This window comes from Collimonas silvisoli (assembly GCF_018305005.1).
In the GTDB taxonomy this organism is placed as follows: Bacteria; Pseudomonadota; Gammaproteobacteria; order Burkholderiales; family Burkholderiaceae_D; genus Collimonas; species Collimonas silvisoli.
This window is the reverse complement of the sequence record NZ_JAGQEG010000049.1, coordinates 13828-40537: the sequence shown is the minus strand read 5'-3', so window position 1 is coordinate 40537 and position 26710 is coordinate 13828. Positions and strand designations below refer to the sequence as shown.

Here is a 26710-nt window from a genome sequence, read left to right as displayed (position 1 = left end):
GGTACATGGCTTTTGGGGTGGCGCAGCGCATTGGGGCAAGGTTATCGTCGAACTCTCACGCAAGGGCTATACATCCATTTTCGCTGTTGAATTGCCGCTGACATCGCTTGCAGAAGATGCAGAGCGCACTCGCAAGATGATCGCCCAACAGAAAGGCCCCGTTTTGCTGGTGGGCCACTCATATGGTGGTGCTGTCATTACAGAAGCGGGAGATCAGCCAAATGTGGTTGGCCTGGTATATATCGCCGCATTTGCTCCGGACGCAGGTGAGAGTCCAGGCGGCATCACCCAGGAACATCTCCCGGTTGCGGCACCCGATATTACCCCCGATAGCGATGGTTATTTATGGCTCAACCCTGAGAAATTTCACGAAAGCCTCTGCCAGGATCTGACTACGGATGAAGGGCTAGTAATGGCTGTGACCCAAAAGGCTCCTCTTGCAGGTACTTTCGGTGACACAATCACGAATCCAACTTGGAAAAAAAAGCCTTCGTGGTATCAGATTTCCAGCGACGACAGGATGATTGCACCCGAAAATCAAGAACGGATGTCAGTGCGGCTCGGCGCCAGAAAGATCATTACGTTGAAGGCAAGCCATGCTTCGTTGGCGTCCAAACCGGTGGAAGTGTCTGCATTTATCGATGAGGCTGCAACGGAGGCGATGAAGAGCTAACAGGATCGCATTTTTCCGTCCCTGATCAACATCGCTCGGGGACGGATTAAGTTAATCATTTTACTTTTACCTTGATCAGTTGGTAATACATGCTGGAACCGGTCTTCGACAACTTCGCCTCGGCGACAACCATGCTAACAGCCATCGCCATTCACATAGATGGGCTGCAATTTCTTCATCATCCGACCCAGGTGTGAATTTCGCGCTGAAATTCGACATTGCAAAGGTAAACGCATAGGAAAAGCGTTCGCAGCGCGTTTTTCCTAGGCTCATCCGAAACCTAGCTGGAGGAGGTACTTGCCGGAAGTGTTGCGCAAAGAGACTCGATACAGCGGACCTATTCACTACTTCGTACCGGGCGTTCATAGCGGTGCTGATTTAGCCAGTGGTATGCGGTCTCTTGAATGCACGGTCTGGGTAAGGAAGGTCTTGAATTAGCTTTGTATGAAAAAGTCAATCGGTTAATTTCACGCCCGGCTTAGGCCGCTGATCCACGCTGAGCTCAAAGACATCAGGCCTGGAATAGTGGCCGACGACGTCGAAGTCGTAGCGCGCCCGGACCAGTTCGTCAATGTCGATGGCGGCGGCGACCAAACCTTCTTCGTTGATCAGCGGTCCAGCCAGCACGTCGCCAAGGGGGCCAACGATGACGGAGCCGCCACGAATCAGGGGACGGTTAGTGTCCCAGTGCGGGACCTCAATCCCTAGCTCTGCTGGAGATGGCTGCACTTGGCAAGCACTGACTACAAAACAGCGCCCTTCATGGGCAATATGCCGCATCGAGCATAGCCATATATCGCGCTCGTCCACTGTCGGTGCACACCATATCTGTGCGCCCTTGGCATACATCGCCGAGCGCAGCAGTGGCATATGGTTTTCCCAGCATATGGCCGAGGCCAAGAGGCCAGCCGGAGATTCAACCACGGGCAATGTCGAACCATCTCCTTGCCCCCAGATCAACCGCTCTGTGCCAGTTGGCATAAGCTTGCGATGCTTGGCCACCAAACCTTTGACCGGGTCAAAAAACAACGCAGTGCAGTACAGCGTATAGCCGTCACGCTCGATCACGCCAACTACCAGACTTGCGCCGGTACGCTCCGACAGACCAGCCAGGGCTGCAGTCTCTTCTCCGGGTACATCAACCGCGTTGGCATGGTAGCGGGCATACGACTCGCGCCCTTCGGGCAAACGGTAACCCAGACGCGTGCCAAAGATCTCACCCTTAGGGTAGCCGCCCAAAAGAGCTTCAGGCATTACTACAAGGCATGTATCAGAGTCGATGATTTGTTGCTCAAAGCTTAAGATGTGAGCAAGTGTGTCTGCTTTGCCAGATGGAGAGGAGCCGATCTGCAAGGCCGCAACGATTGAGGTTGGCATTACTTTCCTAACATTTAAAAAGGAGATGCATCCATAATCGCATGCCTGTAAAATCAAGCAACGGACATCTATGTATAAACGATATGAATGATATTAATATCTCTAGAGTAGATCTTAACTTGTTGAAAGTGTTTGAGGCGCTCTATGAGGAAGGTGGCGCGAGCCGTGCCGCGATCAGGCTCGATCAGACGCAGTCCGCCGTCAGTGCCGCGCTCAGGCGACTGCGAACGTTGTATCGAGATCCGTTGTTTACTCGAACTGGACGCGGCTTAATGCCGACCGCTCGTGCAGACGAATTGAATCCAGTAATCGGAGAGGCCTTGGGCCGCTTTCGACAAACAATTACGATGATATCCAGAGATGCGCATGATTATCGAGGCCGGTCAGTGTCAATCGGTCTTTCAGACGACTTTGAGATAGCTCTCGCAAAGCGCTTGGTGGATGCAGTGGAAAAGTCCGCGCCCGGCCTACGTTTGATCTTTAGGCAAACGCACAGTCAGATCGTTGCTGATGCACTCTTGGACCGGGAAATAGATCTCGCAATCGCTTCAGGCGGCTTCTCTTCTCGCGGGTTAAGTCGTCAGGCACTTGGGGAAGGAGCGTACTCGTGCTTGGTTGATCCATTGACCGTTCCAGCCTCCGACTACGTACTGTCACTCGACGATTACATTGGGAGACAGCACATTTTAGTTTCATCCGGGGGCGTCATCGGAATCGTTGACGAAGCATTGGCGGATGTGGGAAAGAAGAGGCACGTTGCCGCCTCGACGACTCATTTCGCTGCCTTGCCTTACTTGCTCAAGGGCTCGAACGCAGTCGCAACAATTCCAACCCATGCGGCCCTAGCGATCGCTGCACTAACCGGATTGCTTGTGATGTCGTGTCCCGTATTTTTACCCAGATACCCGATCGAACTCGGCTGGAGGACCGTAGCGCTACGGGATTCGGCCGTCACTGCCGTACAAGGTGCAATCGTGGCATGCTTTGAACCGTGATAACGCTGACCATGGCTGATGTCAAGGTGGAGCGTCCTCAAAATCCGGGGCGGTTCAAGTAGCACAGGTCTTGGAAGCAAAAATATTGAGAAATCTACGGCACACTTTTTCCAAGCTAAATTTAACTTGGAATGATGTGGCCCAGCCATCAAAGGCGATGCACCCGTATGACATCTATGGCCTCCTTTAACGCGATCTCATAGAGGTCAACAGAGACGTCTCTATCAGTGATTTCGATGCGGTGTTCTACCCGGGCGGTCATGGACCGTTGTGGGATCTGGCAGAAGATCCTGTTTCGATCTCCCTGATCGAGACTGCTATCGCCGCCGGCAAACCTGTCGCTGCGGTTTGCCATGCTCCCGGCGTATTGCGGCATGCCAAGTCAGCCGACGGCAAGCCGCTGGCGCAGGGCAAGGCGGTAACCGGGTTCTCCAACAGCGAAGAGGCGGCCGTGGGACTGACCGAGATCGTGCCGTTCCTGGTTGAGGATATGCTCAAGCAACAGGGCGCAGTCTATTCCAAGAAAGACGACTGGCAGTCCCATGTCGTGACCGACGGTCTCCCGATTACGGGACAGAACCCGGGTTCGTCGGAAGCAGCGGCACGCGCCTTGCTCACGAAACTTTCCTGAGGAGCTGCCGCAGATCCCATTGGATATCACTCACGCACCGTCGCAGACATCTTGTTCACGTAGCGCTATTCGTCGAACGCATATCTGACATGGATAATTGGAATTGGCTTTGGATTCGCTGCTCAATCTACACTACGGCATAGTTGAAGCGCGCTAGCGTCCAGGCGCATGGTGGTGGACAAGGTATTCAAGACAGGAGTGGCAGAGCATGAGTTGGTTAGCGGCGATCGGGTATGTGGCTTCTGCCTTGACCTTCGTGACGTTCTGCATGACGGCGATATTGCCTTTGCGGTATATCGCCCTGTGCAGCAACGTGGCGTTCATCGCGTATGGGTACTTTGCCCATTTGTATCCGGTCCTGTTGCTGCATTTATTCCTGCTGCCTCTGAATGGCCTTCGGGTATTGGAACTTCGGAAGCTCATCGGCCTGGTGCGCCAGGCAGGGGAAGGCGAGGTGCCGATTGAACATTTGCTGCCGTTCGCCGCCAAGCGCCGTTTCGCTGCGGGAGATATTCTGTTCTACAAGGGCGATCCGGCGCGTGAGATGTACTACATTCTCAACGGCGCGATTCGGGTCGACGAAATTCAACGCGATATCGGTCCAGGTCAGATTGCCGGCGTAATCGGCGTGTTTGCTCCTGAGAAGAAACGGCCATGGACGGCGGTATGCAAAATGGACGGGGAATTGCTCGCGGTATCCAATGAAAAAGTGATGCAGGCCTTCTACCAGAACCCGCGCTTTGGCATGTCTCTGGCGCGGCTGATTACAAAACGGGCCATCGCGGATATGTCTCAGTGATCGTCAAAGTCAGGTCGCGGCATGCGGCTATCAGGAAAACGGCTCTTTACGGCCGTTTTTCTTTTTCCGGATACAATTTATCCAGTGCGGCCCATCCATGCGTGCCGCTGTAGCGTCAGATCTGGGTTGACAGCTTTTCTCCCGATGACTGGACAATAAATGAAAACCATCAAAGGCATCGTATTTGACCTTTACGGCACGCTTTACGATGTGCATTCGGTCGCCGCGTCATGCGACGCTTATCATCCGGGCCGGGGACTTGAGATCAGCACCGTCTGGCGGCAGAAGCAACTCGAATACACCTGGCTGCGCAGCCTGATGGGGGCATATGCGGATTTCGAGCAGGTAACCCATGATGCCTTGGTATTTGCATCCAGGCATTTGAAGCTGCCGCTAGATGATGCCGCGTGCGCCGCGCTCTGCAAGGAATATCTCAAGATCAAGCCTTATCCCGAAGTACCTGAGGCACTCGCCAGACTGCAGGCGATGGGGATGCCGCTCGCGATTTTATCCAATGGTTCGGCCAACTCGATTCGCAGCGTCGTCGTGGCGTCCGGACTTGAACGCCGCTTCCAACATCTGATCAGCGCCGACGATGCGCAAATCTTCAAGCCGCACAGCAGCGTCTACACACTGGCCGAGCAACGGTTGAACTGCGATTGTTCGGAACTCCTGTTCGTTTCTTCAAATGCATGGGATGCATCCGGAGCGCGCCATTTCGGCTATGCCGTGTGCTGGATTAACCGGGCCGGCAACACGTTCGATGAGCTGGGGCAGTCTCCCGATCATGTCGTGGAGGGACTGGATCAGTTGGCGGATTGGATGGACGCGCAGTAGCGCGCTGCGTAGATCCCTTAACTCAAAAGCCGTTCACGTTTTTGCTCTTCATCGAAAAACAAACGCGATGGTTTGATCAGATCGCTACGGCTGACGATGCCGATCAAGCGCCGGCTTTGCAGGTCGTCTACCACCGGCAGCCGTTCAAGGTGGTGGGTCGCCATACGCGCTGCCACGATACGGCAGGTTTCTGACGGCAGGGCGACCAGGGCAGCGGATTGTTCCATATGTGCGGGATTGAACAATGTGGTCGATGCAGAGCTAAGCTTGATGGGCATGGTGAATTTCTCAGGTATTGATAGTCGGGACGCGAAAGATATCGGTCAGGGTATTCAGCTCGGCATGATGCAATTCCGCCAGCTTGGCCAGGCAGCGTTCGCCGGCGGGCAACAGGTGGATATTCACCTGGCGGCGGTCGATCTCGCTGCTGCGGCGTTCCACCAATTCCAGTTTTTCGCAACGCGAGATCAGCGCAACCACGCTGTGATGCTGCGATTGCAAGCGTTCGGCAAGCTCGCCTACGCTGGCCCAGTCGCGGCCGGGAGCGCCTTTCACATGCAGCAACAGCAAATATTGCTGGGGAGTGACGCCTTCGCTCTGGGCTGCTTCTTCACTGAAACGCAGGAATTTCCGAAGCTGGTAGCGGAATGTCGACAGGGCTTCGAAGTCTTGCTTGGATAAGGAGGGGGATTGCATCTGTGGCGCGGTTCTTCGGGGGGAGTAAGGATTCTTGAGAGCGAATAATATATCACAATGCGATATAGTTTTGTCTGGAAAATTTTCCCGATGGGGCTCGGCGAGCAGCTCGACCGTGCCGACGGATTTCCAGGCGGCGCTGGACGCCAGTCCACGGGCGCAGGCATTTTTCGCCACTCTCAACAGTAGTAATCGCTACGCTGTCCTGTTCAGGATTCAAACCGCTAAAAAAGCCGAGACCCGCGCCAAGCGCATCCAGGATTTCACCCGCATGCTGGATTGGGCGGCTCGTCGAAACCCCAGTGGGTATCGGATAGCTGGACAAAAAGAAGTCCTCATTGGCGTTTCCCGGTTTTGCAGCGGGGCTGGCTCAGCTACTCAGACCGGAAACATAGATGGCGCCGCCTGGCCCGGCCAGCTTGAGGAAGCTGCGCCGCTTGATGGCATGGTCCATAACACCTCCGTAATTATCGTGGTTATAGCGATCACTTGATCGACAAAACCCTATACCGGTGTACCCTGTAATTTATTCCCGCTTGAGATTCTTATTTGAGCCGGTTTTCCGGGAATAAATTTCTGGTATCAGCGGTCTTGTGCTACATGAACCCTGGAAACGTCTGGATGATCGAACCCACAAAAAAACAGCGATTCCAAGCAAGCGTGCTGCCGCACTTGAACTCAGCGTTCAACCTGGCGTGCTGGCTTACGCACAGCCGACAGGACGCGGAGGACGTGGTGCAGGAGGCGTATTTGCGGGCTTTTAAATTTTTCGACGGTTTTCATGGCGAAGACAGCCGCGCCTGGTTGCTGGCAATCGTGCGCAATACTTTCTACACCTGGTATCAGGAGCACCAGAAGCAGCGGCAGGAAACCGCCTTTGACGAGGAAATGCACAATTTCAACGCCTGCGGCATCGTCGGCACGGAATCTGCCGACAACAATCCGGAGACGCTGCTGATGCAGAAAGACAGCGAGCGGCAGTTGCAGCAGGCGCTGCAAGCCTTGCCGTTGGAGTTCCGCGAGGTGATGGTGATGCGCGAGCTGGAAGAGCTGTCCTATAAACAGATCGCCGCCATCGTCGGGATTCCCATCGGTACCGTAATGTCGCGCCTCGGGCGCGGCCGTAAATTGCTGGCGGCAATTCTTGCGCCGGCCAGGCAGGAGGCATGATGGATCATCAGGAAATACTGGCGCTGTTGCCGGCTTATGCAGATCAAGAGCTAGGCGTGGTAGAGGCGCGGGAGGTGCAGCGCCATCTAGAGAGCTGTGTCGATTGTCAGCGCGAATATGCAGCGCAGCGCATCGTCAGCGCGCGCTTTAAGAAGGAGGCGCCATACTTCGATGCTCCGGCGCATCTTGCGCACCGCATCAATGCTGCGTTGCCGCAAGATGCTCCGCGCGCCAAGCCCTGGCATATCAACTGGCTCAATCTCGGCGCCGCCATGGCAGCCGGACTGGCGCTGGCATGGAGCGTTGGTCTGTACCTCAATTTGCCGTCGGACCAGGACAGGTTGACTGAAGAAGTGGTTGCCAGCCATGTTCGTTCGCTCCAGGTAGATCATCTGTCGGATGTGGCGTCAAGCGACCAGCACACGGTAAAACCCTGGTTCAACGGTAAGCTGAATTTTTCTCCGCCGGTGGTCGATCTGGCGCCACAGGGTTTTCCGCTGATCGGCGGCCGCCTCGATTATCTCGGCGGCCGGCCGGTGGCCGCGCTGATCTACCGGCGCGCGCAACACCCGATTAATTTGTATATATGGCCGAGCAGCGACAAAGATGCTGCGCCGCAGTTGCAAAATCGTCAAGGCTATCATCTGGTGCGCTGGACCTGGGATGGCATGAGTTACTGGACGGTATCCGATCTGGCTGCCGGCGAGCTGGAAAAATTTGTGGGGATGGTGCGCTCCACGGTACGTCAATAGTCGGGGCCTTTCTTTAGCTTTTTCTGATAAGCGCCACCAAACTTATAACATTTTCTTGTTTGACAGATGCCAGTTCGTAGACGAAAGTGAATGAGTCCTGAACGGCAGTAATTTGCGGCATCTTAACCGCCTCTCTAGATGACGGGGCGCGAATACGCACATAGCTGCCAGTATTGACAGTTCAAGAAGAATCACCAAAAGCGTACTATCAAGAAAACGAAGCGGGCCGTTTGCACGGCGTGCCGCTATTGCGGCAGAGCCGGGTATTCCTGTCTTTCGATGCACAGCAGTATCGTTATTCTGTATCGCTGTTTTTCCTTGCGACAAACGGCAAGCCGATACTTTTAGCCGTGCCGGGATGGCCCTTACTTTTGACACTAAGCTAAGGAGATTGCAATGGTTAGGCTGAATGAAGCGACCGTCACTTTTAAAGGACTGGCTTACGAATTTGACAGCACCGCTGAGGCAGCAGAATTCAAGAAACGCCTGGAAGCCGGCGGCGATCCAAAGCGTTATGCGGATACGTTCAAATGTATCGATATCTACGCAACCCCGAGTAAGCGCGAGGTACAGGAAGCCTGAAGCGGCTGGCTTTCCTTGTTGCCTGCGTTGATGCAAGACTGGCATGCATCGATGTTGCTGTTCCATGCTAGGATTATTTCCTTTCGATAAATTCAATGCGTCACTGCATCTGTCAGATGCAGTGACGTTCGTCGCTGAACCATCAAAGGAGAAACTATGCAGCTCATCGGTATGCTTGACTCACCCTATGTCCGTCGTGTCTCGATTTCCTTGCAACTGCTTGCCATTCCGTTCGAACACCGGTCCATTTCGGTATTCAGCACTTTCGAACAATTCCGTCAAATCAATCCGGTAGTCAAAGCGCCGTCGCTGGTGTGCGACGATGGCGAGTTGCTGATGGACTCCACACTGATCCTGGACTATGCCGAAGCGCTGGCGGCGCCTGGCAAGAGCCTGATGCCAACTGCCATCGGCGAGCGCCAGCATGCATTGCGGGTTATCGGGCTGGCGCTGGCGGCTTGCGAAAAAACTGTGCAGATCGCCTATGAGCGCAATTTGCGGCCGGCAGAAAAACAGTACGAGCCGTGGGTCGCCCGCGTCCAGGGCCAGCTGTTTGCGGCTTATCAGGCGCTGGAGATTGAACTGCGTAATAAACCGCTGGAGGTCGCCAGCAAGACGATCAATCAGGCCGGGGTGACAACCGCCGTTGCCTGGCATTTCACGCAAATGATGCTGCCTGAAATCGTCATCGCGGCGGATTATCCAACACTGCAATCGTACTCTGAGCAGGCTGAACAATTGGCCGAGTTCATCGCCGCACCGCCGCTATAAGACGCTGAGGGGTCACGCTGTCGAGCTACCGGTTCCGGCAGCGTTGCATCTATTGCGGATGTTTTGTGCCGCGCATGCCGCCCGTATCGTCGCACCAGGACGGGCGGACGTCGGGATCGTCGCATTTCAGATTTGGATAGGCGCAGCCGGCCAGCAGCGAAACGAGGGCAAGTATTCCTAGTGCTGTTTTCATGGGAAGCGCCTGTGGCCGGGGTTTTAATGCGGGTTTTAATTCATCATGCGGCATTGCCGCTGCTCACACTTGTAAAGCTGTTGCTGGCCGTCCTGGCAACTGACCTGATAGGTTTCAACCGCAGCGGTCTTGGCGATCAATGTTGCGCCGCTGGCCGGAATGCAAGCCGTCTTTCTCGCCATGCGCTCCACGGTGTTCGATAATTCACCGCCTTTCCGATTGGCAGGCTGTTGCGGCATGTCGATAATTTGTTCGGACGGACTTAGCGATTCTGATAGCGATACCGGCGCCGGCGCGGAGCTGCGCGGCGGCGGTGTATAGGTGCGCATGGTAGGTGGTACGACGCAGCCGGCGAGAAGAATGGTGGCGATGGCGAGAAATAGAAATGGACTTTTCATGCGTCTCCCAATAAAAAATGCATCAAGCTGGTGCTTGAACCAAGTGTGTTAAATGTATCACCTTTTGCATCTGTTCAGCTTGGCCTTAAGTGTAGTCCGGGATAATAAAATGGAAACTGCAAGCAATGGAAGTGCTTGCGGTTTCGGGCCATGCGGCCAGTCCGACTTGCAAAGCATCACTTCAAAATTTCAGCGCCTTGAGATAACCCGTCAGCTCCAGATAACCGCGGCCGGCGCGCCGGCCATCGCGATTGACGGTTACCGCACCCTCCCAATACACCGATCCCGTCGATAATCGGGAATCGAGTTCCTGATCGTCTTGCAAGGGAATCAGCGACCATTCGATGGCGCCGGTACGCAACGCTTGCTGCACCGGATAGCTGGCGTCGGTGCGCGGTGAGCGCCACTTGCGCTGCGGCTGGAAGCTGACTTGCCCGGGGCCGAATTGCGTCACCTTGCCGCTGGCGTCGCGCAGGGCGGCGTGCGCCCATATCTTGCCGCCGCTACGGCTGCGGATCTGGAACGCCATCAAGGCCGAACCGTCGTCCAGGTTGGCGCCCAGCCAATCCCAGCCGGTGGCATCGGCGTCCAGCACGCTGGTCGACCATTCGTGATCCAGCCAGGCGCTGCCGCTGACCTCTTGTGCATGTCCCGAGCGGATCAGCTTGCCGCCGACCTGTAACTGCGGTTCGCTATAGTAGTAGCTGGCTTGCGCCGCCTGCGGTCCCTTGCGCGAATAGCCGCGCTCGCCTTGGAGCAAAGGCGGCTGGCTTGGCGTCAAACTCAGTTGCAGGGTAAATTCGCCGGCTGCGATACTGGCCTGATAACGGCCGTCGGCGCCGCGCAGCAAGCGCCAGTCGTCCAGCGCGACATCGGTGTTGCCCTCCTTGGCATACGCCAGGCCGAAACCGGCGCGGGCGCTTTTTTGCGCATGCAAGAGCTTGCCCAGGCTGGGGTCGGACAGCGCTGCATGGGCAATGATCAACTGGGTCGGTGCGAAGGCGCTGGGATTGGCGCGGTCATGTTCGGAGGCGGAGCGGAAGAACGTGATCTGGAAGCCGATCGGCTTGCCGTCCGGGGTAGCCAGCCAGCCGGTGGCGTACCACCATTCGGTGCGAAAGCCGGGATGGGCGCCGCTATCCTGCGGCAGCATCACCGGCCGCTCCGGGCTTACCTGCGCAAACTGGGGCGCTGCGGCAAAAAGCGGCGGCGCGAGCAACAGCAGCAGGGCGCCTGATAACCGGCATGACCAACGACATAACCAGCGACATAACCAGCGACGAACGCCATGCAACATCACCAATCCTCCCGTACCGAATGCAGCACATCGACCGACACCGCACGCAGACCCGCCAGCAAAGCCGTAGCGCTGGCCGACAACAGCAGCAACAGCGCCACCGCCGCCAGCCCCAGCCAAGGCATGTGCAATTCCATGGACCAGTGAAACGATTGCGGATTGACGATGAACACCAGAATCAGGCTGATCGCCCAACCCAGCAAAAAACCGACCAGCATGCCGAGCGCGGTCAGCAAGCCGCCTTCCAGCGCCAGCATCGAGAGGATCTGGCGGCGCGTGACGCCGACATGGCGCAGCATGCCGAACTCCCGCGCCCGCGCCAGCGTCTGCGCCGAGAAGGTGGCCGCCACGCCAAACAAGCCGATCACGATGGCGACGATTTCCAGCAGATAAGTGATGGCAAAACTGCGATCGAAAATCTTCAAGGTGAGGGCACGGATTTCTCCTGGCTGGGAGAATTCCAGCGTGGCCCCGAACGGCAATCTGCGCAGCGCCGCGATCACAGCGCCGGGATCGGCATCGCGCTGCAAGCTGAGTGCGGCGTCGGTGACTTCGGTATCGCCGCTTAAGCGTTGGTAATCCGCCAGGCGCAACTCGATTGCTCCCGATTGCCGCGCATAATCGCGCCAGACGCCGGCCACCGTGAAGCGATAGGGATGCATCGCCAGCGGCAACGTGACTTGCTGTCCCAGACGGTAGCCGTACAGATCGACCATGGCTTCCGAGACCCATATCGGCAAACTATCCGCGGCAATCGCACTTGGCGGCAGTACCGGGCCTGTCATGGGCAGCATGCGCGCCGGATCGGCGGCGTCGATGGCGCGTGCGATCAATATCACGGGTGGCCGCGCCGGATCTAGCGTCAGCGGCGAGGTGCGCAGGAAACTGGCACGCGCCACGCCTGGCGCCGTGCTCAGCAAACGCTGCTCGGCGGGCTGCAAGGCGCCGGTCTCGCCGTTGCTGGCCGAGCGCACATACAGGTCTGCCGACAGCAGTTGCTGCATCCAGTCGTCAACCGATATGCGGAAACTGGTGACCATGATCGCCATCGCCACGATCAGGCTAAAGCTGGATAGCACACCGCCGAGCGCGATCGAGGCTTGCCCCGGCACGTTTGCCAGGCGCGCCAGCACCAGCGTCGTGACGAGACCGTGGCGGCGTCCCAGGCTGAATCTTTGCAGCGCGGAAAAGACCAGCGCCGCCACTCGCGGCATCAGCGTGATGCCGCCAATTAACAGCAGCGCGACTGCCATATAGCCGAAGATCGGCAAGTCGAACAGCGGCGGCAGCCGCGTCAGCAGCGCACCGAGCAACAGGCAGGCCAGCGCCGGCCACGGTGTCGCCAGCCGCGCCAACGCGGTTTCTTCGCTGCCGGCCTTGAGCGCCGCCGCCGGTTGCGCCCGGGCTGCTTCCAGTGCCGGCGCCAGGCTGCCGAGCAGGGCGATGCCGCTGCCGAGCGCAAAAAAAACCAGCGCCGCCGGCACATCGAATTGCACACTTGCCTGCACCCCGCGGAAATAACCGCCGCCCAGATCGCCGCCAAAAAAATGCAAGGCCGCCGCCGCCAATACGTAGCCCAGCGCCAGTCCGAGCAGCGCCCCCAGGCAACCCAGCAAACTGCCTTCCAGCAGCACCTGGCGTAACAACTGAGCACGGCGCAAGCCCAGCACGCGCAGCAGGGCAAATTGAGAGCGGCGCCGGATCACCGACAGCGCCTGGGTCGAGAACACCAGGAAGGCGCCGGTGAATAACGCCACCAAAGCCAGCACATTCAGATTGATGCGATAGGCGCGCGACATATTGTTGTTGCGGCTGTCCTGATCCTGGCTTTCCGATACCTGCAAGCCCATCGGCCACTCAGCTTGCAAGGCGCGCCTGAATGCTTCCCGGTTGACGCCTGGCTGCAGCTTGAGGTCGATGCGCGATAGTTTGCCGATGCGGCCGAAGCGCCATTGGGCCGCGCCGATATCCATCACGGCAAGCCGCTGTCCGGCCCGCGCCCGCACCAGGCCGCCGGCCACCCGCAGCTTGACGATGGCGGTGCCGTTGCGCAAGGCCAGGGTTTGGCCAGGTTGTACCTGCAGCCATTGCTGGGCTGCCGGCGACAGGAAGATGGCGTCGTCGGCCAGGGTGTCGAACGGCCGCTCCGGATCGGCTGTGCCAATCAGGTCGGGCGTGACGCGGGCGGCGCGGAAGGTATCGATGCCAAGCACTTTCAGCGCGTTGGCCTGGCCCGGTACGGTGACATTGAGTTCCAGCACCGGACTGGCGACGGCCACCCCTTCGCGTTGCGCCAGTTGCGGATAGACGGCGTCGTCGAACAAGCCTTGCACGCCGCGCAACTGCAGATCGGACTGGCCGGACAAGCTTCTGGTGGCGGCCGAGAACTCATTGAAAGCGGCGCCGTTGATCAGGTCGACCGCATAACCGAGAGCGACGCCGAGCGCGATGGCGGCAATCGCTACCAGCGCCCGTACCGGATGCGAGCGCCATTCGCCCAGCAGCAGCCAGCGTGACAAGAGCACGATCGGATTGCCGGTTTTGACAACCAGGGCGGCGGCGTTCGGCCTCATTGCATCAGGAGTCAAGATTTGCCTGGCAACGGCTGCAAGCCGTCGGCGCTCATGATCAGGATGCGGTCGGCGCTGGCGGCGGCGACCGCAGAGTGGGTGACCATGATGGCCGAGGCGCCGTTGGCCTTGATCTCCTGGCGCAGCAGGGCCAATACTTCATGTGCGGTATCCGGATCGAGATTGCCGGTCGGTTCGTCGGCGAGGATCAGTTTGGGCCGGTGCACCAGGGCGCGCGCAATCGCGACTCTTTGCATTTCACCGCCCGACAGCTGGCGCGGGAAGTCATTGCCGCGGCCAGCCAGCCCGACCGCCGCCAGCAACTCCAGCGCACGCTCCTGCGGTGCGTCGTTGAGCAGCAGGGGCAAGGCAACGTTCTGTTGCAGAGTCAGGTGCGGCAATACATGGAAGGCCTGGAAAATGAAACCGAGTTTTTGACGGCGCAGGAGGGTGGCGGCATCGTCATCCAGGCTGGATATGTTGACGCCGTCGATCAGTATCGAACCGCTGTTGGCGCTGTCGAGGCCGGCGATCAGGTTCAGCAAGGTCGATTTGCCGACACCGGAATCGCCCATGATGGCGATATATTCGCCCGCCGCCAGCGTGAAGTCGAGATGCGTCAGCACCACCCGGCCATGACCGTAAGACTTGCGCAGTCCGTGGCATTCCAGCGCCGGGACGCCGCCATCCAAAGGAGGCGTGGAGGACATGGTTTCAGTATCGGCGTACATGCAAGCCTGGTTTGTCGAATAGGTTAGATGCAATAGTGTAGAGGATTTTGCGAAATGATCCGGATCGTCCCGGCAAACCATCCGCCGACAGCCGGTGGTTGCCCAGGATTAATGGTCAACAGAATGAAAATAATGTATCAAAGGGTTGCAGAAAGTTGGAATAAACTAGTCATGCCGGACGTTTAACTGCTATCCCAGCCATCATTCCCAGCGCTGGTTTCCGGCTGCATTTTTCTATCGATCATCCTGAGGAGACATCATGCGAAAAACCATATTTCTGCTGCTGAGCTGCGCCACTCTTGCGGCACCCGCCTTGGCCGAAGCACCCAAGGCCGTCAATGGCAAGCTGGTCGATGCAGAGGGGCGGACACTGTATATCTTTGATAAAGATACGGTAGCCGGCAAGAGTGCTTGCGACGGCAGCTGTGCCGCGAATTGGCCGGCGGCACTGGCGGATTCCTATGACAAGGCCGCTCCCGATTGGAGTTTTGTGACAGGCGCTGACGGCAAGCGGCAATGGGCCTACAAGGGACATCCGCTGTACCGTTTCGCCATGGACCAGAAAGCTGGCGACGCCAACGGCGACGGCAAGGGAGGTGTGTGGCATACGGCGAAACCCTGATGAAATGCGGCGCTGCGCAACGCAGCGAAACGAAACGCCGTCCGGGGCGACAGCCGCCGCAGCAGTTATTGACGATTAGTTTGGGTGCTTGAGAAGACCCTTATGAGTTTCGAGGCCGACATGGTGGTCTGGCTGCCGGTGCTGCGGCGTTACGCCCGCGCGCTGACAGGCGATGCCGCGTGGGCCGACGATCTGGTGCAGGACACAGCGGAGCGCGCCCTGCACCGATGGCATACCTTGCAGCCGGATAGCAATTTGCGGGCGTGGCTGCTGACCATCCTCAGGCATCTGTTTATCGACCAGTTGCGCAAGCGCCGCGAGATCGCCGTCGATGATGAAAGCGCGCCCTGGCGTACGATGGCGGCGCCGGCCGACGAAGTCGACGGGCTGTTCCTGCTCGACGTCCAGCACGCGCTGTATTGCCTGCCGGTCGAGCAGCGCGAGGTGCTGTTGCTGGTCGGCCTGGAAGAGCTCAGTTATCAGCAGGTGGCGGGCATCCTGAACGTCCCGGTCGGCACGGTGATGTCGCGCTTGTCGCGTGCCCGCGAGCACATGCGCTCTTTGTTGAAGGAAGATCCAGGCAGCAAGCGGCCGCCTCTTAAAGTAGTAAGGAATGCAGCAAGGAACAAGTAGCGAGAAACAAGTAATGAGAAACACGCCATGAATGAAGAGACCTTCTCGACGTTGCCGGATCCGGAGCAAGCCCATCTGCAGACGCTATCGGCATGGGTCGACAATGAACTTTCCGGCCCGGCGCGGACCGCTGTCGTTGAACGGCTGGCGAGCGATCCGCAGGATAGCGCGCGCGTCGCCGATTATCGGGCCCAGAATGCTGCGTTAAAGGCCTTGTTTGCGATGCCGCAAGAGAATGTCCGATGCATTTTCCTGCCGCGCCGGGCGCCGTGGTGGCGGCGTGCCGGAGCGGCTGGCGGGTGGCTCGCAGCGGGCTTGCTGTGCGGGCTGGCGTCTGGCTGGATGGTGCCGTATTTCTATGACGAGCAGCCGGCGTTCGCCAAGCGTGCGGATATTGCCTACGCTGTCTATGCACCGGAGCAACGGCATCCGGTTGAAATTGCCGCAGTCGAAGAAGAGCATTTGATTAACTGGCTGTCGAAGCGTCTGGATCGTCCGCTGACCGCGCCATCGCTGCAGGAATACGGTTACATGCTGGTGGGAGGGCGCTTGCTGCCTGGCGAAGCCGGTCCGGCAGCGCAGTTCATGTATCAGAACGGCAAGGGTGAACGGCTGACCCTGTACGTTACCGCGGCAAGCAAGGACACCACGGCGTTCCGCCTGCTCCAAGACGGTAAGCGAGCTACCTTTTACTGGGTAAGCCAGGGCATGGGATATGCGCTGTCCGGTCAGACATCGGTGGCCCGTCTGCGTTCGATGGCGATTGACGTATGCAGTGCCTTGGGCGGCCATCCCGAGGCGTGGCGCTGACCTCCGTTGCGCTGCCGGCTACCTCTCAGCGCCAGCCCCGCAAACGTTTTTCCATAAAAAATCAACATATTGCTGGAATATGCTGGAATAGCGGCGCCGCTCCCTGCGTTTACATAATACGGGCTAGCTTGCCGCCGGACAGCGTATCGCCATGGCGGCTTTGCCTGGGAAGCAAGCCGATATCGCGGGCCACTCAGTTTGCGCGTGCTGCTACGTCGGACATTCATTTAGGACGACATCATGTTTATCACGTTTAACGAAATTCCTTTGGTCGTACTTCTATTGGCTCTCTCGGCCTGCAGTGGAACGCAAGGCACGTCTGGTTACGCCGGCAAAGCGAGTTGCCAGAAATTGACGACTCAGGCTGAAATCAACGGCAAGGTAGAACCGGTCACCGGTGTTGCTTGCCTGCAAAGTGACGGCACATGGCAACTCATGCAAAATGCCGACCGGCCATATTACGGCTACCCCTATGCCTATTACGATCCTTGGTATTGGGGACCGTACGGTTTCGGCGCGGACTTTATCTTTATCGACCGGGTCCATCATCATCATCATTTTGATCACGGTTCGACAATGCATCAGAGTGCTGCGGCCGGCACTGGCGCGGGTGCGGGCGCAGGTGCCGGTGCCGGATTCCATAGCCGCGGCATGGGCGCCGGGATGCGCCATTGAGCAGGGCATAAGGATGCCGTCTGGCGGCCATCGGATGGCCGCCAGGTGGCGTTGCGCGAGTGCATGCCGCGGATGCGGCGCTAATAAGCCTTCCCAGAAGGGGGGAAGCGCACTATATTGAGACAAATAGCCAATAATTTTTTGTCCACCTCATCCCGGAGGAGGATCATCATGTCAGTTTCCGCCACCTTGGAAGATTGCCTGCGCAACAAAGGCAGCCATTACAAAATCCTGCATCATCCGCACACCCACACCAGCATCGGCACCGCAGAGGCGGCGCATATTCCGGGCGATCGCCTGGCCAAGACAGTCGTCCTGGAAGACGAGCATGGCTATGTGGCGGCGGTACTGCCTTCAACCTATCACTTGCACTTGTCCGAGCTGTGGGACAAGACCGGGCGCCATCTGGTGCTGGCCAGCGAAGACGAACTGCGAGAGATGTTCAAGGATTGCGATGTCGGCGCGCTGCATCCGGTCTGCACCGCCTACGGCGTGCAAACCTATCTCGACGAGAGCCTGGCGCAACAGCCGGAAATCTATTTCGAGGCAGGCGACCACGAAGCCCTGATACAGATGCAGACCGCGCATTTCCTCGATCTCATGGACCAGGCTGAACGGGCGCGCTTCGCCCATCGGATGTAGGCTGAAGGGCTTTGGGTTTTGGGGCTTGTTAGCCGGTCGCGGGCGGCAAGCCTGGTGTGGCAGCCAACGCTGGCAAAGGAGAAGTGCGTCATGCAGCTCATGGCGGTGAAAATCGATAAGCCGGAAGCGAGCAACTTCATTCTTGGCCAGGCCCACTTCATCAAAACCGTGGAGGATCTGCATGAAGCCCTGGTTGCTGCAGTGCCGGGCATCCGCTTCGGCCTGGCATTTTGCGAAGCCTCCGGCAAATGCCTGATACGCTGGTCGGGCACCGATCCCGCCATGGTGGAGCTTGCCCAGAAAAACGCGCAAGCAATTTCCGCCGGCCATTGCTTCATCATCTTCCTTGGCGACGGTTTCTATCCGCTGAACGTGCTGAACACAGTCAAAATGGTGCCGGAGGTATGCCGCATTTTTTGCGCGACAGCCAATCCGACCGAAGTGATTCTTGCTGAAACGGAGCAGGGACGGGGTGTGCTAGGCGTGGTGGACGGCCTGCTTACCAAAGGCGTCGAAGGCGACGGCGACATCCAGTGGCGTAAGGATTTGTTGCGGCAAATCGGCTACAAGTTATAGTCGCTGTACCGACTGGGTGACGAACAAAATCAGGCCGCGCAAAGTCAAACCCGCCAGCGTTAAAGTTTGCTAAACTCAACTGGACATCACCAAGCGCGAGGGAGCGGGTATGAGCCAGTGCAAGCCTCTGACGTTGCATGTTCCGGAGCCGAGCGGCCGGCCCGGCCACGAAACCGACTTCTCCTACCTCCATCTCGCCGCCGCCGGGGCAGTACGCCGGCCGCCGCTCGAAGTTCTCCCTTCCGATACCAGTGATCTTGCCTACGCCTTGGTGCGGGTGCTGGATGACGACGGCAACGCCGTCGGCCCGTGGGCGCCGGAAATAGATCGCCAATTGCTGCGCCGCGGCATGCGGGCCATGATGAAAACCCGGATTTTCGATGCGCGCATGGTGATCGCCCAGCGTCAGAAAAAAATGTCCTTCTACATGCAGAGCCTGGGTGAGGAAGCGATAGGCACGGCGCATGCGCTGGCCCTGCGCGACGGCGACATGTGCTTTCCCACCTATCGCCAGCAAAGCCTGCTGATGGCGCGCGACGTGCCGCTGGCGGACTTGATTTGCCAGCTTTTTTCGAATCAGCGCGATCCCTTGAAAGGACGGCAATTGCCGGTGCTGTACTCGGTGCGCGCCGCCGGCTTTTTCTCGGTCTCGGGCAACCTTGCGACGCAGTTCATCCAGGCGGTCGGCTGGGGCATGGCCTCGGCGATCAAGGGCGATACCAAGATCGCCTCGGCCTGGATCGGCGACGGTTCCACCGCCGAATCCGATTTCCACACCGCGCTTACTTTCGCGCATGTCTATCAAGCCCCGGTGATTCTCAATGTGGTCAATAACCAATGGGCCATCTCGACGTTTCAGACGCTCGCCGGCGGCGAAAGCACCACCTTCGCCGCGCGCGGCATCGGCTGCGGCATCGCCTCGCTGCGGGTCGACGGCAACGACTTCCTGGCGGTGTACGCCGCCTCGTGCTGGGCCGCGGAACGGGCGCGCAGCAATCTGGGGCCGACCCTGATCGAATGGATCACCTATCGCGCCGGCCCGCATTCAACCTCCGACGATCCATCCAAGTACCGGCCGGCGGATGACTGGTCGCACTTTCCGCTGGGGGATCCGATTGCCCGTCTCAAGCAGCACCTGATCCGGATTGGCGCGTGGTCCGAGCAGGAGCACCAGGACACTGAAAAAGAACTGGAGGCAGAAGTGATCGCGGCCCAGAAAGAGGCGGAGCGCTACGGCACCCTGGCCAGCGGCCGGATTCCTGAGCCGGCGACGATGTTCGAGGATGTCTATAAAGACATGCCGGAACATCTGCGGCAGCAGCGCCGCCAACTGGGAGTGTGATCATGTCAGCGCAAAAAGATGTCAAGCCGGCGACGACGCAGATGACAATGATCCAGGCGCTGCGTTCGGCGATGGACATCATGCTGGAGCGTGACAGCAATGTGGTCATTTTCGGTGAGGATGTGGGTTTTTTTGGCGGCGTATTCCGCTGCACCGAAGGTTTGCAGGCGAAGTACGGCGCTTCGCGGGTATTCGACGCCCCCATCTCGGAAGGCGGGATTGTCGGCGCCGCCGTCGGCATGGCGGCCTACGGTTTGCGGCCGGTGGTGGAGATCCAGTTCGCCGACTACTTCTATCCGGCCTCGGACCAGATCGTTTCAGAAGCGGCGCGTTTGCGTTACCGTTCGGCCGGCGAATTCACGGCGTCGATGACCATCCGCATGCCTTGCGGCGGCGGCATTTATGGCGGCCAGACCCACAGCCAGAGCCCGGAAGCCTTGTTCACCCACGTCTGCGGCTTGCGCACGGTGATGCCATCCAACCCGTATGACGCCAAAGGCCTGCTGATTGCCTCGATAGAGAATGACGATCCGGTGATCTTTCTGGAACCGAAACGCTTGTATAACGGCCCGTTCGACGGTCATCACGATCAGCCGATAGTGCCCTGGTCCAAGCATCCGCTGGGGGAGGTGCCGGACGGCTATTACACAGTGCCGCTGGAATCGGCGGCGATCTTCCGTGCCGGCGCCGAGCTGACCGTGCTTACCTACGGCACCATGGTATTCGTGTCGGCGGCGGCGGCGCGCGAGACCGGCATCGACGCCGAGATCATCGATTTGCGCAGCCTGTGGCCGCTCGACCTGGCGACCATCGTCGCCTCGGTCAAGAAGACCGGACGCTGTGTGGTGGTGCACGAAGCCACCCGTACCAGCGGCTTCGGCGCGGAATTGGCGGCATTGGTGCAAGAGCATTGTTTCTACCATCTTGAAGCACCGATCGAACGCGTAACCGGTTGGGACACGCCTTATCCGCACGCTCAGGAATGGGCTTATTTCCCCGGCCCGGCCCGTGTCGGGGCGGCCTTCAAACGCGCGCTGGAGGCACGATGACTATCCATGTAATCAAAATGCCGGATATCGGCGAAGGGATTGCCGAAGTCGAACTGGTGGTCTGGCGCGTCACGCTCGGCGAGCGCGTGGTCGAGGATCAGGTGCTGGCCGACGTGATGACCGACAAGGCCACCGTCGAGATTCCGTCTCCGGTGGTGGGCCGGGTAGTGGCGCTGGGCTGTGAGCCTGGCCAGGTGCTGGCGGTAGGCGGCGAACTGATACGGCTTGAGGTCGAAGAAGCTGAACATGCTGATTCGACCTTGACTGCTCTGCCGCCGACAACCGTAACGCCGGTGCCGGTCGCTGCGCCGTCGCAGGAAGCGCCCGCGGCCAAACTCATCGTGCCGGCTCAAGGCTCTGGCCCCGTGCAAGCGATACGGCAAGCTACCAGTCCGCCGACTGCGTCTCCCGCCGTGCGCCGACGCGCCCACCAGCTCGGTATCGAGTTGCAAAACGTGCCTGCCAGCGGCACAGATGGCCGCATCACGCATGAGGATCTCGACGCTTATGTCGCCCGTGGCAGCAGTCTGCCGGCGGCCAGCGCAGACGGCAGCCGCTATGCCGAGCGCCATGGCGAAGAGGCGCTGCCGGTGATCGGCTTGCGTCGCAAGATTGCTCAAAAGATGCAGGACGCCAAGCGCCGCATCCCGCACTTTACTTATGTTGAAGAATGCGATGTCACCGAAATCGAGGCGCTGCGCGCGCACCTGAACACGAGATGGGCTGGCGAACGCGGCCGACTGACCTTGTTGCCGCTGCTGATGCGCGCCATGGTGCTGGCGTTGCGTCGGTACCCGCAATGCAACGCCCGCTTCGACGATGACGCCGGCGTCGTCACGCGTTACGGCGCAGTGCATATCGGCATCGCCACCCAGACTGCCGCCGGCCTGATGGTGCCGGTGGTGCATCATGCCGAGGCGCGCGACCCGTGGTCGAATGCGGCCGAAATCAGCCGTCTGGCCGAGGCCGCACGCGCGGGCCGGGCGGTGCGCGCGGAACTCTCCGGTTCCACCATCACCATCACCAGCCTGGGAGCCTTGGGCGGCCTGGTATCGACGCCGGTGATCAATCACCCGGAGGTGGCGATTGTCGGCGTCAACCGGATTATCGAAAGACCGGTGATGCGCGACAATACCGTGGTGGCGCGCAAGATGATGAATCTGTCGTCTTCGTTCGACCATCGGGTGGTCGACGGCCTGGATGCGGCCGAGTTCGTGCAGTCGCTGCGCGCCTATCTGGAGTCTCCCGCCACCCTGTTTGTGGAGTAGCGTGGACGCGACGCCGGGGGCCTCGGGACTCAAAAATAGGCGTCTCAATCGCAGCTAGACATAGGCTGAAAAGGCGATTATCTTGAAATACAGGCACTCCCGCCAAGCCGCATTTCAACTTTAGAAAAAAGTGACGCTACGTAATTGGGCCAAATTGCTATTGCTGATCAGTTTGCTCGGGCTGCTGGTGTTCGCGGCCCGGCTGGTCAATAACGAAATGCGCTCATCTCAATGGCAGGCGCGCCATCTCTCCGAACTTGGCCGCGAACTGACATTCAAACTTGAACTCGGCGCAAGCGACGCTATCCGTTTTCCTAAAACCGGCCCTTACGACGAACGCCTCGGGTATAGCAAGATCCCGGCTTTTACCCAATATCTGGGCAAACACGATTACCAGATTACGCAGCAGGCGCGGATCTCGCCAAAGCTGGCGGAACTGGTGGATAAAGGACTGTCCCCGGTCTATAGCGAAAAGACGCAAGCGGGCCTCGATTTACTCGATTGCAATAAACAATCCCTGTACTCGGAACGTTTTCCCGAGCGCAGTTATAAGGATTTCGAGTCGGTGCCGCGCTTGCTGGCAGACACACTGCTGTTTATCGAGGACCGCGACCTGCTCACTACCAGCTATCCGCTCCACAATCCGGCGATCGACTGGAGCCGTTTCGCCAGAGCCATCTTTGATCAGGGCGTGCATGTGTTCGATAAATCGCACCAGACGCCGGGCGCCAGCACACTGGTGACGCAGATCGAGAAATACCGTCATTCGCCTGAGGGGCGTACCGCATCGCCGCAGGAAAAGCTGCGGCAGATGGCGTCGGCCTCGGTCAGGGCGTATCTGGGCGGCGAGAATACGCTGCCGGTACGGCGCCAGATCGTGGTCGATTACCTGAATACCGTGCCGCTTGCGGCCAAGCCCGGCTATGGCGAAATCGATGGCTTGGGCGACGGCTTGTGGGCCTGGTTCGGGCGCGATTTCGCGGAGGTCAATCAACTCCTGGACAACAACGCCGATGCGGTGGAAGGCGATCCCGATCGGCTAAAGCGCAGGGCGGAGGCGTTCAAACAGGCGCTTTCGCTGATGATCGCGCAGCGCCGGCCATCTTATTACCTGCGGGAAGGCGCCGCCGATCTGGAACAGTTGACCGATAGTCATTTGCGGCTGCTGGCGACAGCGGGAATCATCCCGGCGGCGCTGCGCGATGCGGCGTTGCCGGTCAAGTTGAATCTGCAGCAAAAACCGGTCAGCGCGCCGCCGATCTCATTTATTACGCGTAAAGCGGTGACTGCGTTGCGCGCCCATCTTTCCGGTTTGTTGCATATCAACCACTTGTACGATCTGGACCGTCTGGATCTTAGCGCAGCGACCACCATGAATGGCGAGATGCAGCGTGCAGTGACGACCGTGCTGCGTCAGCTCAAGCAACCGGCCAATGCAAAAACGGCTGAACTGTATGGCCATAACATGCTCAGTCCGGGTGACGACCCGGGCAAGCTGATTTTCAGTTTCACGCTGTTCGAGCAGCGCGACGGCGCCAACCTGCTGCGGGTGCAGACCGATAATTTCGATCAGCCCTTCGATATCAACGAGGGCGCCAGACTCAATCTGGGGTCTACCGCCAAGTTGCGCACGCTGATTACCTATCTCGAAATAATCGCCGATCTGCATCAGCGTTACACCGGCATGACGCTGGAGCAGCGTGCCCAGCTGCAAGTGGAGAAGGAGGACGTGCTGAGCCTGTGGGCGCTGACCTACCTGGCGCAAGCACAGGATCGCGGTTTGCCGGCGATGCTGGAAGCGGCCATGGAGCGCCGCTACTCGGGCAGCCCGGGGGAAGCGTTCGTGACCGGCGGCGGGGTGCAGACATTCTCGAATTTCGAGTCTGAAGAAAACTACAAGGTGATGACGGTACGCGAAGGTTTCCAGCAATCGGTGAACCTGGTTTTTGTACGGCTCATGCGCGACATCGTGCGGCATTACAAATTCAAGATGGTTGGCGCAGGTTCGGCGTCGATGGACGGTCTGAGTGCTGCGAAGCGGCAAGAAATACTATCCCGCTTTGCCGACAAAGAAGGACGTCAGTTCATGCTTCGCTTCTACAAGAAATACCATGGCAAGACGCCCCAGGAGGCGCAGGAACTGTTGCTGGAAAACATGCATCCGGCGCCGGCACGGCTTGCCACGATATTTCGCAGCATTGCGCCGGATGCGGATCTGCAGCATTTCTCTGCCTTCATGCGCAAGCAATTCCCCAAAGACGGCTTGTCGGAAGCCAAATTAAGTGCGCTGTATTTGCAGTACGGGCCGGACAAGTTCTCATTGGCCGATCGCGGCTACATCGCGCGCATCCATCCGCTGGAATTGTGGCTGCTCGGATTCATGCGCCAGCATCCGGACGCGACACTGACGCAAACGCTGGACGCCAGCCGCGACGCGCGCCAGGAGGTCTACGCCTGGCTGTTCAAAACCCACAATAAAAATAAGCAGGATAAGCGTATCCGGCAAATGCTGGAGCTTGAGGCGTTTCTGGAGATCGGCCGCGCCTGGCGGCGGCTTGGCTATCCCTTCGAATCGCTTACCCCCTCTTATGCAAGCGCAGTTGGCGCCTCGGGCGACCGGCCTGCCGCGCTGGCGGAATTGATGGGGATTATCGTCAATAACGGCATGCGTCTGCCGCTCAAGAAATTGCAAATCCTGGAGCTGGCGCAAGGCACGCCTTATGAAACCCACTTCGAGAATAGCGGGCCGGCGCCGGAACGGCTTTTGCCCGAAGAAATAACCGACGTGGTACGCCGTTCGCTGATCGACGTGGTGGAGGGCGGCACTGCCAAGCGCCTCAAGGGCGGCTTGCCGTCACGCCATGCGAACGGCAAGCCGCTGGGAGTTGGCGGAAAAACCGGCACCGGCGACCAGCGCTTCGAGGTCTATGCGGCGGGCGGCAGGCTGATTTCTTCGCGCGCCGTGAACCGTTCCGCCACTTTCGTGTTCTTTATCGGCGATCGCTTCTTCGGCACCATGACCGCCTACGTCCACGAGCCCTATGCGGCCAGTTATAAGTTCACGAGTGCGCTTTCGGTACAATTGCTGAAATCGCTGACGCCGACCCTGCTGCCCATGATGGAAGCGGACGCCAGCGACACGCCGTTAGCATGTCGGCATTGACAGCTCACAACAATAGAATAATTCTCATGGCAACCCCACTCAATCCGTCCGAACTGAAACAATCTGCAAAAAATATCAAGATGCGATTCGTCGCGATTTCGTGGCGCGACCTAGCCATCAGCTTCGGCCCGATCGCCTTGCTGGCGGTGGTGGCCATCTGGCTGGCGATCTGGTTCATCCATCCCGCGCCGCCGAATACCATCACCATGATCACCGGTCCCGAGCACAGCAATTTCTGGAACACGGCCGAAAAATACAAGAAGATTTTGGCGCGTAACGGCATCAAGCTGAAAGTCGTGACTTCCGAAGGATCGCTGGACAATCTGAAGAAACTGAGCGATCCGCATTCAGGGATCGATGTCGGTTTTGTCCAGGGCGGGGTGGCGGGGGAGCTGCCGATTGATCATCTGGTGTCGCTGGGCAGTGTTTCCTATGTGCCGGTGTCGGTGTTTTACCGAGGCCGTGACAAGGTAGACCGCTTGTCCGAGTTGAACGGAAAGCGCGTGTCTATCGGCGTGCCAGGCAGCGGTTCGCGGGTGTTGGCGCTGACGTTGTTGAAAGCGAATGGCATCGAAGCCGACGGCAAGACTGAGCTGCTCGATATGGCCGGCGACGAAGCTGCGCTAGCGCTGACCGACGGCAAGATCGACGCCGCTTTCCTGATGGGCGATTCCGCCTCGCCGCCGACCATGGGCAAGCTGTTGCGCACGCCTGGCATCCATCTGCTCGATTTTGCGCAAGCGGCCGCCTACGCCCGCCGTTTCAGCTATCTGAACCAGTTGAATATTCCGAAGGGAGTATTCGATCTGGGGAAAAATATTCCCAGCCGCGATATCCGCCTGATTGCCCCGACAGCCGAACTGATCGCCCGCGAAGACCTGCATCCGGCACTCTCCGATTTGCTGATTGAAGCTGCCAAGGAAGTGCATAGCGACGCCAATGTACTGCAGCGCGCCGGCGAGTTTCCGGCGCCGCTGGCGCATGAATACCGTATCAGCGACGATGCCACGCGCTACTATAAATCGGGCAAGGGTTTCTTCTACCGCACCTTGCCGTTCTGGCTGGCCAGCCTGGTGGACCGGACCATGGTGGTGCTGCTGCCGATCATCTTGCTGCTGATTCCGGGCTTCCGCCTGGTGCCGCTGCTTTACGGCTGGCGCATCAAGTCACGCATCTATCGCTGGTACGGCACCTTGATCGCACTGGAGCGCGCAGCCGTCATCGACACCGATACCCCGGAACAGCAGGCGCAGCTGCTGAAGCGCCTGGATCATATTGAAGAAGCGGTCAACCGGATGAAAATGCCGCTGGCTTTTGCCGATCAGTTTTATGTATTGCGGGAACATATCGGTTTCGTGCGCAGCCGCCTGCTTAATCGCAGCTGACAATCCTGGGGGTAGGTTTACGCATTGCAGGTGCCGCGAATATCTAGCACATTACGAATGGCAATGACAGATG

The 26710-nt window shown here is 58.7% G+C and carries 28 protein-coding genes and 2 pseudogenes; 22 read left to right on the top strand and 8 right to left on the bottom strand.

What is annotated here, in order from left to right; translation table 11 throughout:
* On the top strand, nucleotides 1-673 hold a 673-nt coding region (locus KHU33_RS14640), incomplete at its 5' end, for an alpha/beta hydrolase (RefSeq protein WP_211464126.1).
* A gap of 453 nt (nucleotides 674-1126) precedes the next feature.
* Here KHU33_RS14640 and KHU33_RS14635 read toward each other — a convergent pair.
* Nucleotides 1127-2050: a carbon-nitrogen hydrolase family protein gene (locus KHU33_RS14635; RefSeq protein WP_211464124.1), complete on the bottom strand. Its 924-nt coding sequence runs from the start codon at nucleotides 2048-2050 to the stop codon at nucleotides 1127-1129.
* Between the two features lie 83 nt (nucleotides 2051-2133).
* Here KHU33_RS14635 and KHU33_RS14630 point away from each other — a divergent pair, with 83 nt between their 5' ends.
* The 4 genes and pseudogenes from KHU33_RS14630 (at nucleotide 2134) to KHU33_RS14615 (ending at nucleotide 5312) form a co-directional block, all read left to right on the top strand.
* Complete coding sequence (locus KHU33_RS14630) at nucleotides 2134-3045, top strand: LysR family transcriptional regulator (protein WP_211464122.1); 912 nt, start codon at nucleotides 2134-2136, stop codon at nucleotides 3043-3045.
* 217 nt (nucleotides 3046-3262) lie between these two features.
* Nucleotides 3263-3676: pseudogene (locus KHU33_RS14625) on the top strand (type 1 glutamine amidotransferase domain-containing protein); the annotation flags it as partial.
* A 208-nt stretch (nucleotides 3677-3884) separates the two neighbouring features.
* Complete coding sequence (locus KHU33_RS14620; protein WP_211464121.1) at nucleotides 3885-4475, top strand: Crp/Fnr family transcriptional regulator; 591 nt, start codon at nucleotides 3885-3887, stop codon at nucleotides 4473-4475.
* Between the two features lie 159 nt (nucleotides 4476-4634).
* The gene (locus tag KHU33_RS14615; RefSeq protein ID WP_211464120.1) at nucleotides 4635-5312 is read left to right on the top strand and encodes a haloacid dehalogenase type II; all 678 of its coding nucleotides are present in this window, start codon (nucleotides 4635-4637) and stop codon (nucleotides 5310-5312) included.
* 17 nt (nucleotides 5313-5329) lie between these two features.
* On the opposite strand, the pseudogene KHU33_RS14610 reads toward KHU33_RS14615, so the two are convergent.
* A pseudogene (locus KHU33_RS14610) lies at nucleotides 5330-5530 on the bottom strand (CBS domain-containing protein); the annotation flags it as partial.
* A 70-nt stretch (nucleotides 5531-5600) separates the two neighbouring features.
* Nucleotides 5601-6008: a MarR family winged helix-turn-helix transcriptional regulator gene (locus KHU33_RS14605; protein ID WP_211464119.1), complete on the bottom strand. Its 408-nt coding sequence runs from the start codon at nucleotides 6006-6008 to the stop codon at nucleotides 5601-5603.
* A gap of 115 nt (nucleotides 6009-6123) precedes the next feature.
* Between KHU33_RS14605 and KHU33_RS26880 the strand changes: the two genes are divergently transcribed.
* The 6 genes from KHU33_RS26880 to KHU33_RS14575 all read left to right on the top strand — a co-directional run bounded on the left by KHU33_RS26880 (nucleotide 6124) and on the right by KHU33_RS14575 (nucleotide 9283).
* A complete protein-coding gene (locus tag KHU33_RS26880; RefSeq protein WP_407928284.1) occupies nucleotides 6124-6501 on the top strand; it encodes a YdeI/OmpD-associated family protein in 378 nt (125 codons plus the stop codon).
* A 128-nt stretch (nucleotides 6502-6629) separates the two neighbouring features.
* The gene (locus tag KHU33_RS14595; protein ID WP_211464117.1) at nucleotides 6630-7178 is read left to right on the top strand and encodes a sigma-70 family RNA polymerase sigma factor; all 549 of its coding nucleotides are present in this window, start codon (nucleotides 6630-6632) and stop codon (nucleotides 7176-7178) included.
* Nucleotides 7175-7930: an anti-sigma factor family protein gene (locus KHU33_RS14590; protein ID WP_211464116.1), complete on the top strand. Its 756-nt coding sequence runs from the start codon at nucleotides 7175-7177 to the stop codon at nucleotides 7928-7930. Before KHU33_RS14595 ends, KHU33_RS14590 begins: the two co-directional genes overlap by 4 nt.
* Nucleotides 7931-8103: 173 nt before the next feature.
* A complete protein-coding gene (locus tag KHU33_RS14585) occupies nucleotides 8104-8316 on the top strand; it encodes a hypothetical protein (protein ID WP_211464114.1) in 213 nt (70 codons plus the stop codon).
* A gap of 10 nt (nucleotides 8317-8326) precedes the next feature.
* Nucleotides 8327-8512, top strand: a complete 186-nt coding sequence (locus tag KHU33_RS14580; protein ID WP_211464112.1) for a hypothetical protein — start codon at nucleotides 8327-8329, stop codon at nucleotides 8510-8512.
* A gap of 156 nt (nucleotides 8513-8668) precedes the next feature.
* On the top strand, nucleotides 8669-9283 hold the full coding sequence (locus KHU33_RS14575; RefSeq protein ID WP_211464110.1) for a glutathione S-transferase: 615 nt from the start codon (nucleotides 8669-8671) through the stop codon (nucleotides 9281-9283).
* 49 nt (nucleotides 9284-9332) lie between these two features.
* Here KHU33_RS14575 and KHU33_RS14570 read toward each other — a convergent pair whose 3' ends face one another.
* The 5 genes from KHU33_RS14570 to KHU33_RS14550 form a co-directional block, all read right to left on the bottom strand.
* Nucleotides 9333-9476 carry a hypothetical protein gene (locus tag KHU33_RS14570; RefSeq protein ID WP_211464108.1) on the bottom strand — a complete coding sequence of 48 codons (144 nt, stop codon included), beginning with the start codon at nucleotides 9474-9476 and terminating at the stop codon, nucleotides 9333-9335.
* 35 nt (nucleotides 9477-9511) lie between these two features.
* The gene (locus KHU33_RS14565; RefSeq protein WP_211464106.1) at nucleotides 9512-9874 is read right to left on the bottom strand and encodes a hypothetical protein; all 363 of its coding nucleotides are present in this window, start codon (nucleotides 9872-9874) and stop codon (nucleotides 9512-9514) included.
* Nucleotides 9875-10055: 181 nt separating this feature from the next.
* Nucleotides 10056-11171, bottom strand: coding sequence for a lipocalin-like domain-containing protein (locus KHU33_RS14560; RefSeq protein WP_211464104.1), 1116 nt, complete (start codon nucleotides 11169-11171; stop codon nucleotides 10056-10058).
* Nucleotides 11171-13744, bottom strand: a complete 2574-nt coding sequence (locus KHU33_RS14555) for an ABC transporter permease (protein ID WP_211464129.1) — start codon at nucleotides 13742-13744, stop codon at nucleotides 11171-11173. The genes KHU33_RS14560 and KHU33_RS14555 overlap by 1 nt, the downstream gene beginning before the upstream one ends.
* 11 nt (nucleotides 13745-13755) lie before the next feature.
* On the bottom strand, nucleotides 13756-14472 hold the full coding sequence (locus KHU33_RS14550; protein WP_230414274.1) for an ABC transporter ATP-binding protein: 717 nt from the start codon (nucleotides 14470-14472) through the stop codon (nucleotides 13756-13758).
* 259 nt (nucleotides 14473-14731) lie between these two features.
* Between KHU33_RS14550 and KHU33_RS14545 the strand changes: the two genes are divergently transcribed.
* From KHU33_RS14545 to KHU33_RS14495, 11 genes are all read left to right on the top strand, one after another.
* Nucleotides 14732-15094, top strand: coding sequence for a COG4315 family predicted lipoprotein (locus KHU33_RS14545; protein ID WP_211464103.1), 363 nt, complete (start codon nucleotides 14732-14734; stop codon nucleotides 15092-15094).
* Nucleotides 15095-15196: 102 nt separating this feature from the next.
* Nucleotides 15197-15727: a sigma-70 family RNA polymerase sigma factor gene (locus KHU33_RS14540; protein ID WP_211464102.1), complete on the top strand. Its 531-nt coding sequence runs from the start codon at nucleotides 15197-15199 to the stop codon at nucleotides 15725-15727.
* Between the two features lie 27 nt (nucleotides 15728-15754).
* Nucleotides 15755-16537: an anti-sigma factor family protein gene (locus KHU33_RS14535; RefSeq protein ID WP_211464101.1), complete on the top strand. Its 783-nt coding sequence runs from the start codon at nucleotides 15755-15757 to the stop codon at nucleotides 16535-16537.
* Between the two features lie 240 nt (nucleotides 16538-16777).
* A complete protein-coding gene (locus KHU33_RS14530; RefSeq protein WP_211464100.1) occupies nucleotides 16778-17212 on the top strand; it encodes a hypothetical protein in 435 nt (144 codons plus the stop codon).
* A gap of 171 nt (nucleotides 17213-17383) precedes the next feature.
* Nucleotides 17384-17854 (top strand): aminoacyl-tRNA deacylase, encoded by a 471-nt coding sequence (locus KHU33_RS14525; RefSeq protein ID WP_211464099.1) that lies wholly within the window; start codon nucleotides 17384-17386, stop codon nucleotides 17852-17854.
* A gap of 90 nt (nucleotides 17855-17944) precedes the next feature.
* Nucleotides 17945-18430 carry an adenosine-specific kinase gene (locus KHU33_RS14520; RefSeq protein WP_211464098.1) on the top strand — a complete coding sequence of 162 codons (486 nt, stop codon included), beginning with the start codon at nucleotides 17945-17947 and terminating at the stop codon, nucleotides 18428-18430.
* Nucleotides 18431-18539: 109 nt separating this feature from the next.
* Nucleotides 18540-19772, top strand: coding sequence for a 3-methyl-2-oxobutanoate dehydrogenase (2-methylpropanoyl-transferring) subunit alpha (locus tag KHU33_RS14515; protein ID WP_211464096.1), 1233 nt, complete (start codon nucleotides 18540-18542; stop codon nucleotides 19770-19772).
* Nucleotides 19773-19774: 2 nt separating this feature from the next.
* The gene (locus KHU33_RS14510; protein WP_211464094.1) at nucleotides 19775-20821 is read left to right on the top strand and encodes an alpha-ketoacid dehydrogenase subunit beta; all 1047 of its coding nucleotides are present in this window, start codon (nucleotides 19775-19777) and stop codon (nucleotides 20819-20821) included.
* Nucleotides 20818-22089 (top strand): dihydrolipoamide acetyltransferase family protein, encoded by a 1272-nt coding sequence (locus KHU33_RS14505; protein ID WP_211464092.1) that lies wholly within the window; start codon nucleotides 20818-20820, stop codon nucleotides 22087-22089. The genes KHU33_RS14510 and KHU33_RS14505 overlap by 4 nt, the downstream gene beginning before the upstream one ends.
* Nucleotides 22090-22219: 130 nt before the next feature.
* Nucleotides 22220-25252 (top strand): transglycosylase domain-containing protein, encoded by a 3033-nt coding sequence (locus KHU33_RS14500; RefSeq protein ID WP_329956058.1) that lies wholly within the window; start codon nucleotides 22220-22222, stop codon nucleotides 25250-25252.
* Nucleotides 25253-25278: 26 nt separating this feature from the next.
* Nucleotides 25279-26637 carry a TAXI family TRAP transporter solute-binding subunit gene (locus tag KHU33_RS14495; protein WP_211464090.1) on the top strand — a complete coding sequence of 453 codons (1359 nt, stop codon included), beginning with the start codon at nucleotides 25279-25281 and terminating at the stop codon, nucleotides 26635-26637.
* The last annotated feature ends 73 nt before the right edge of the window (nucleotides 26638-26710 follow it).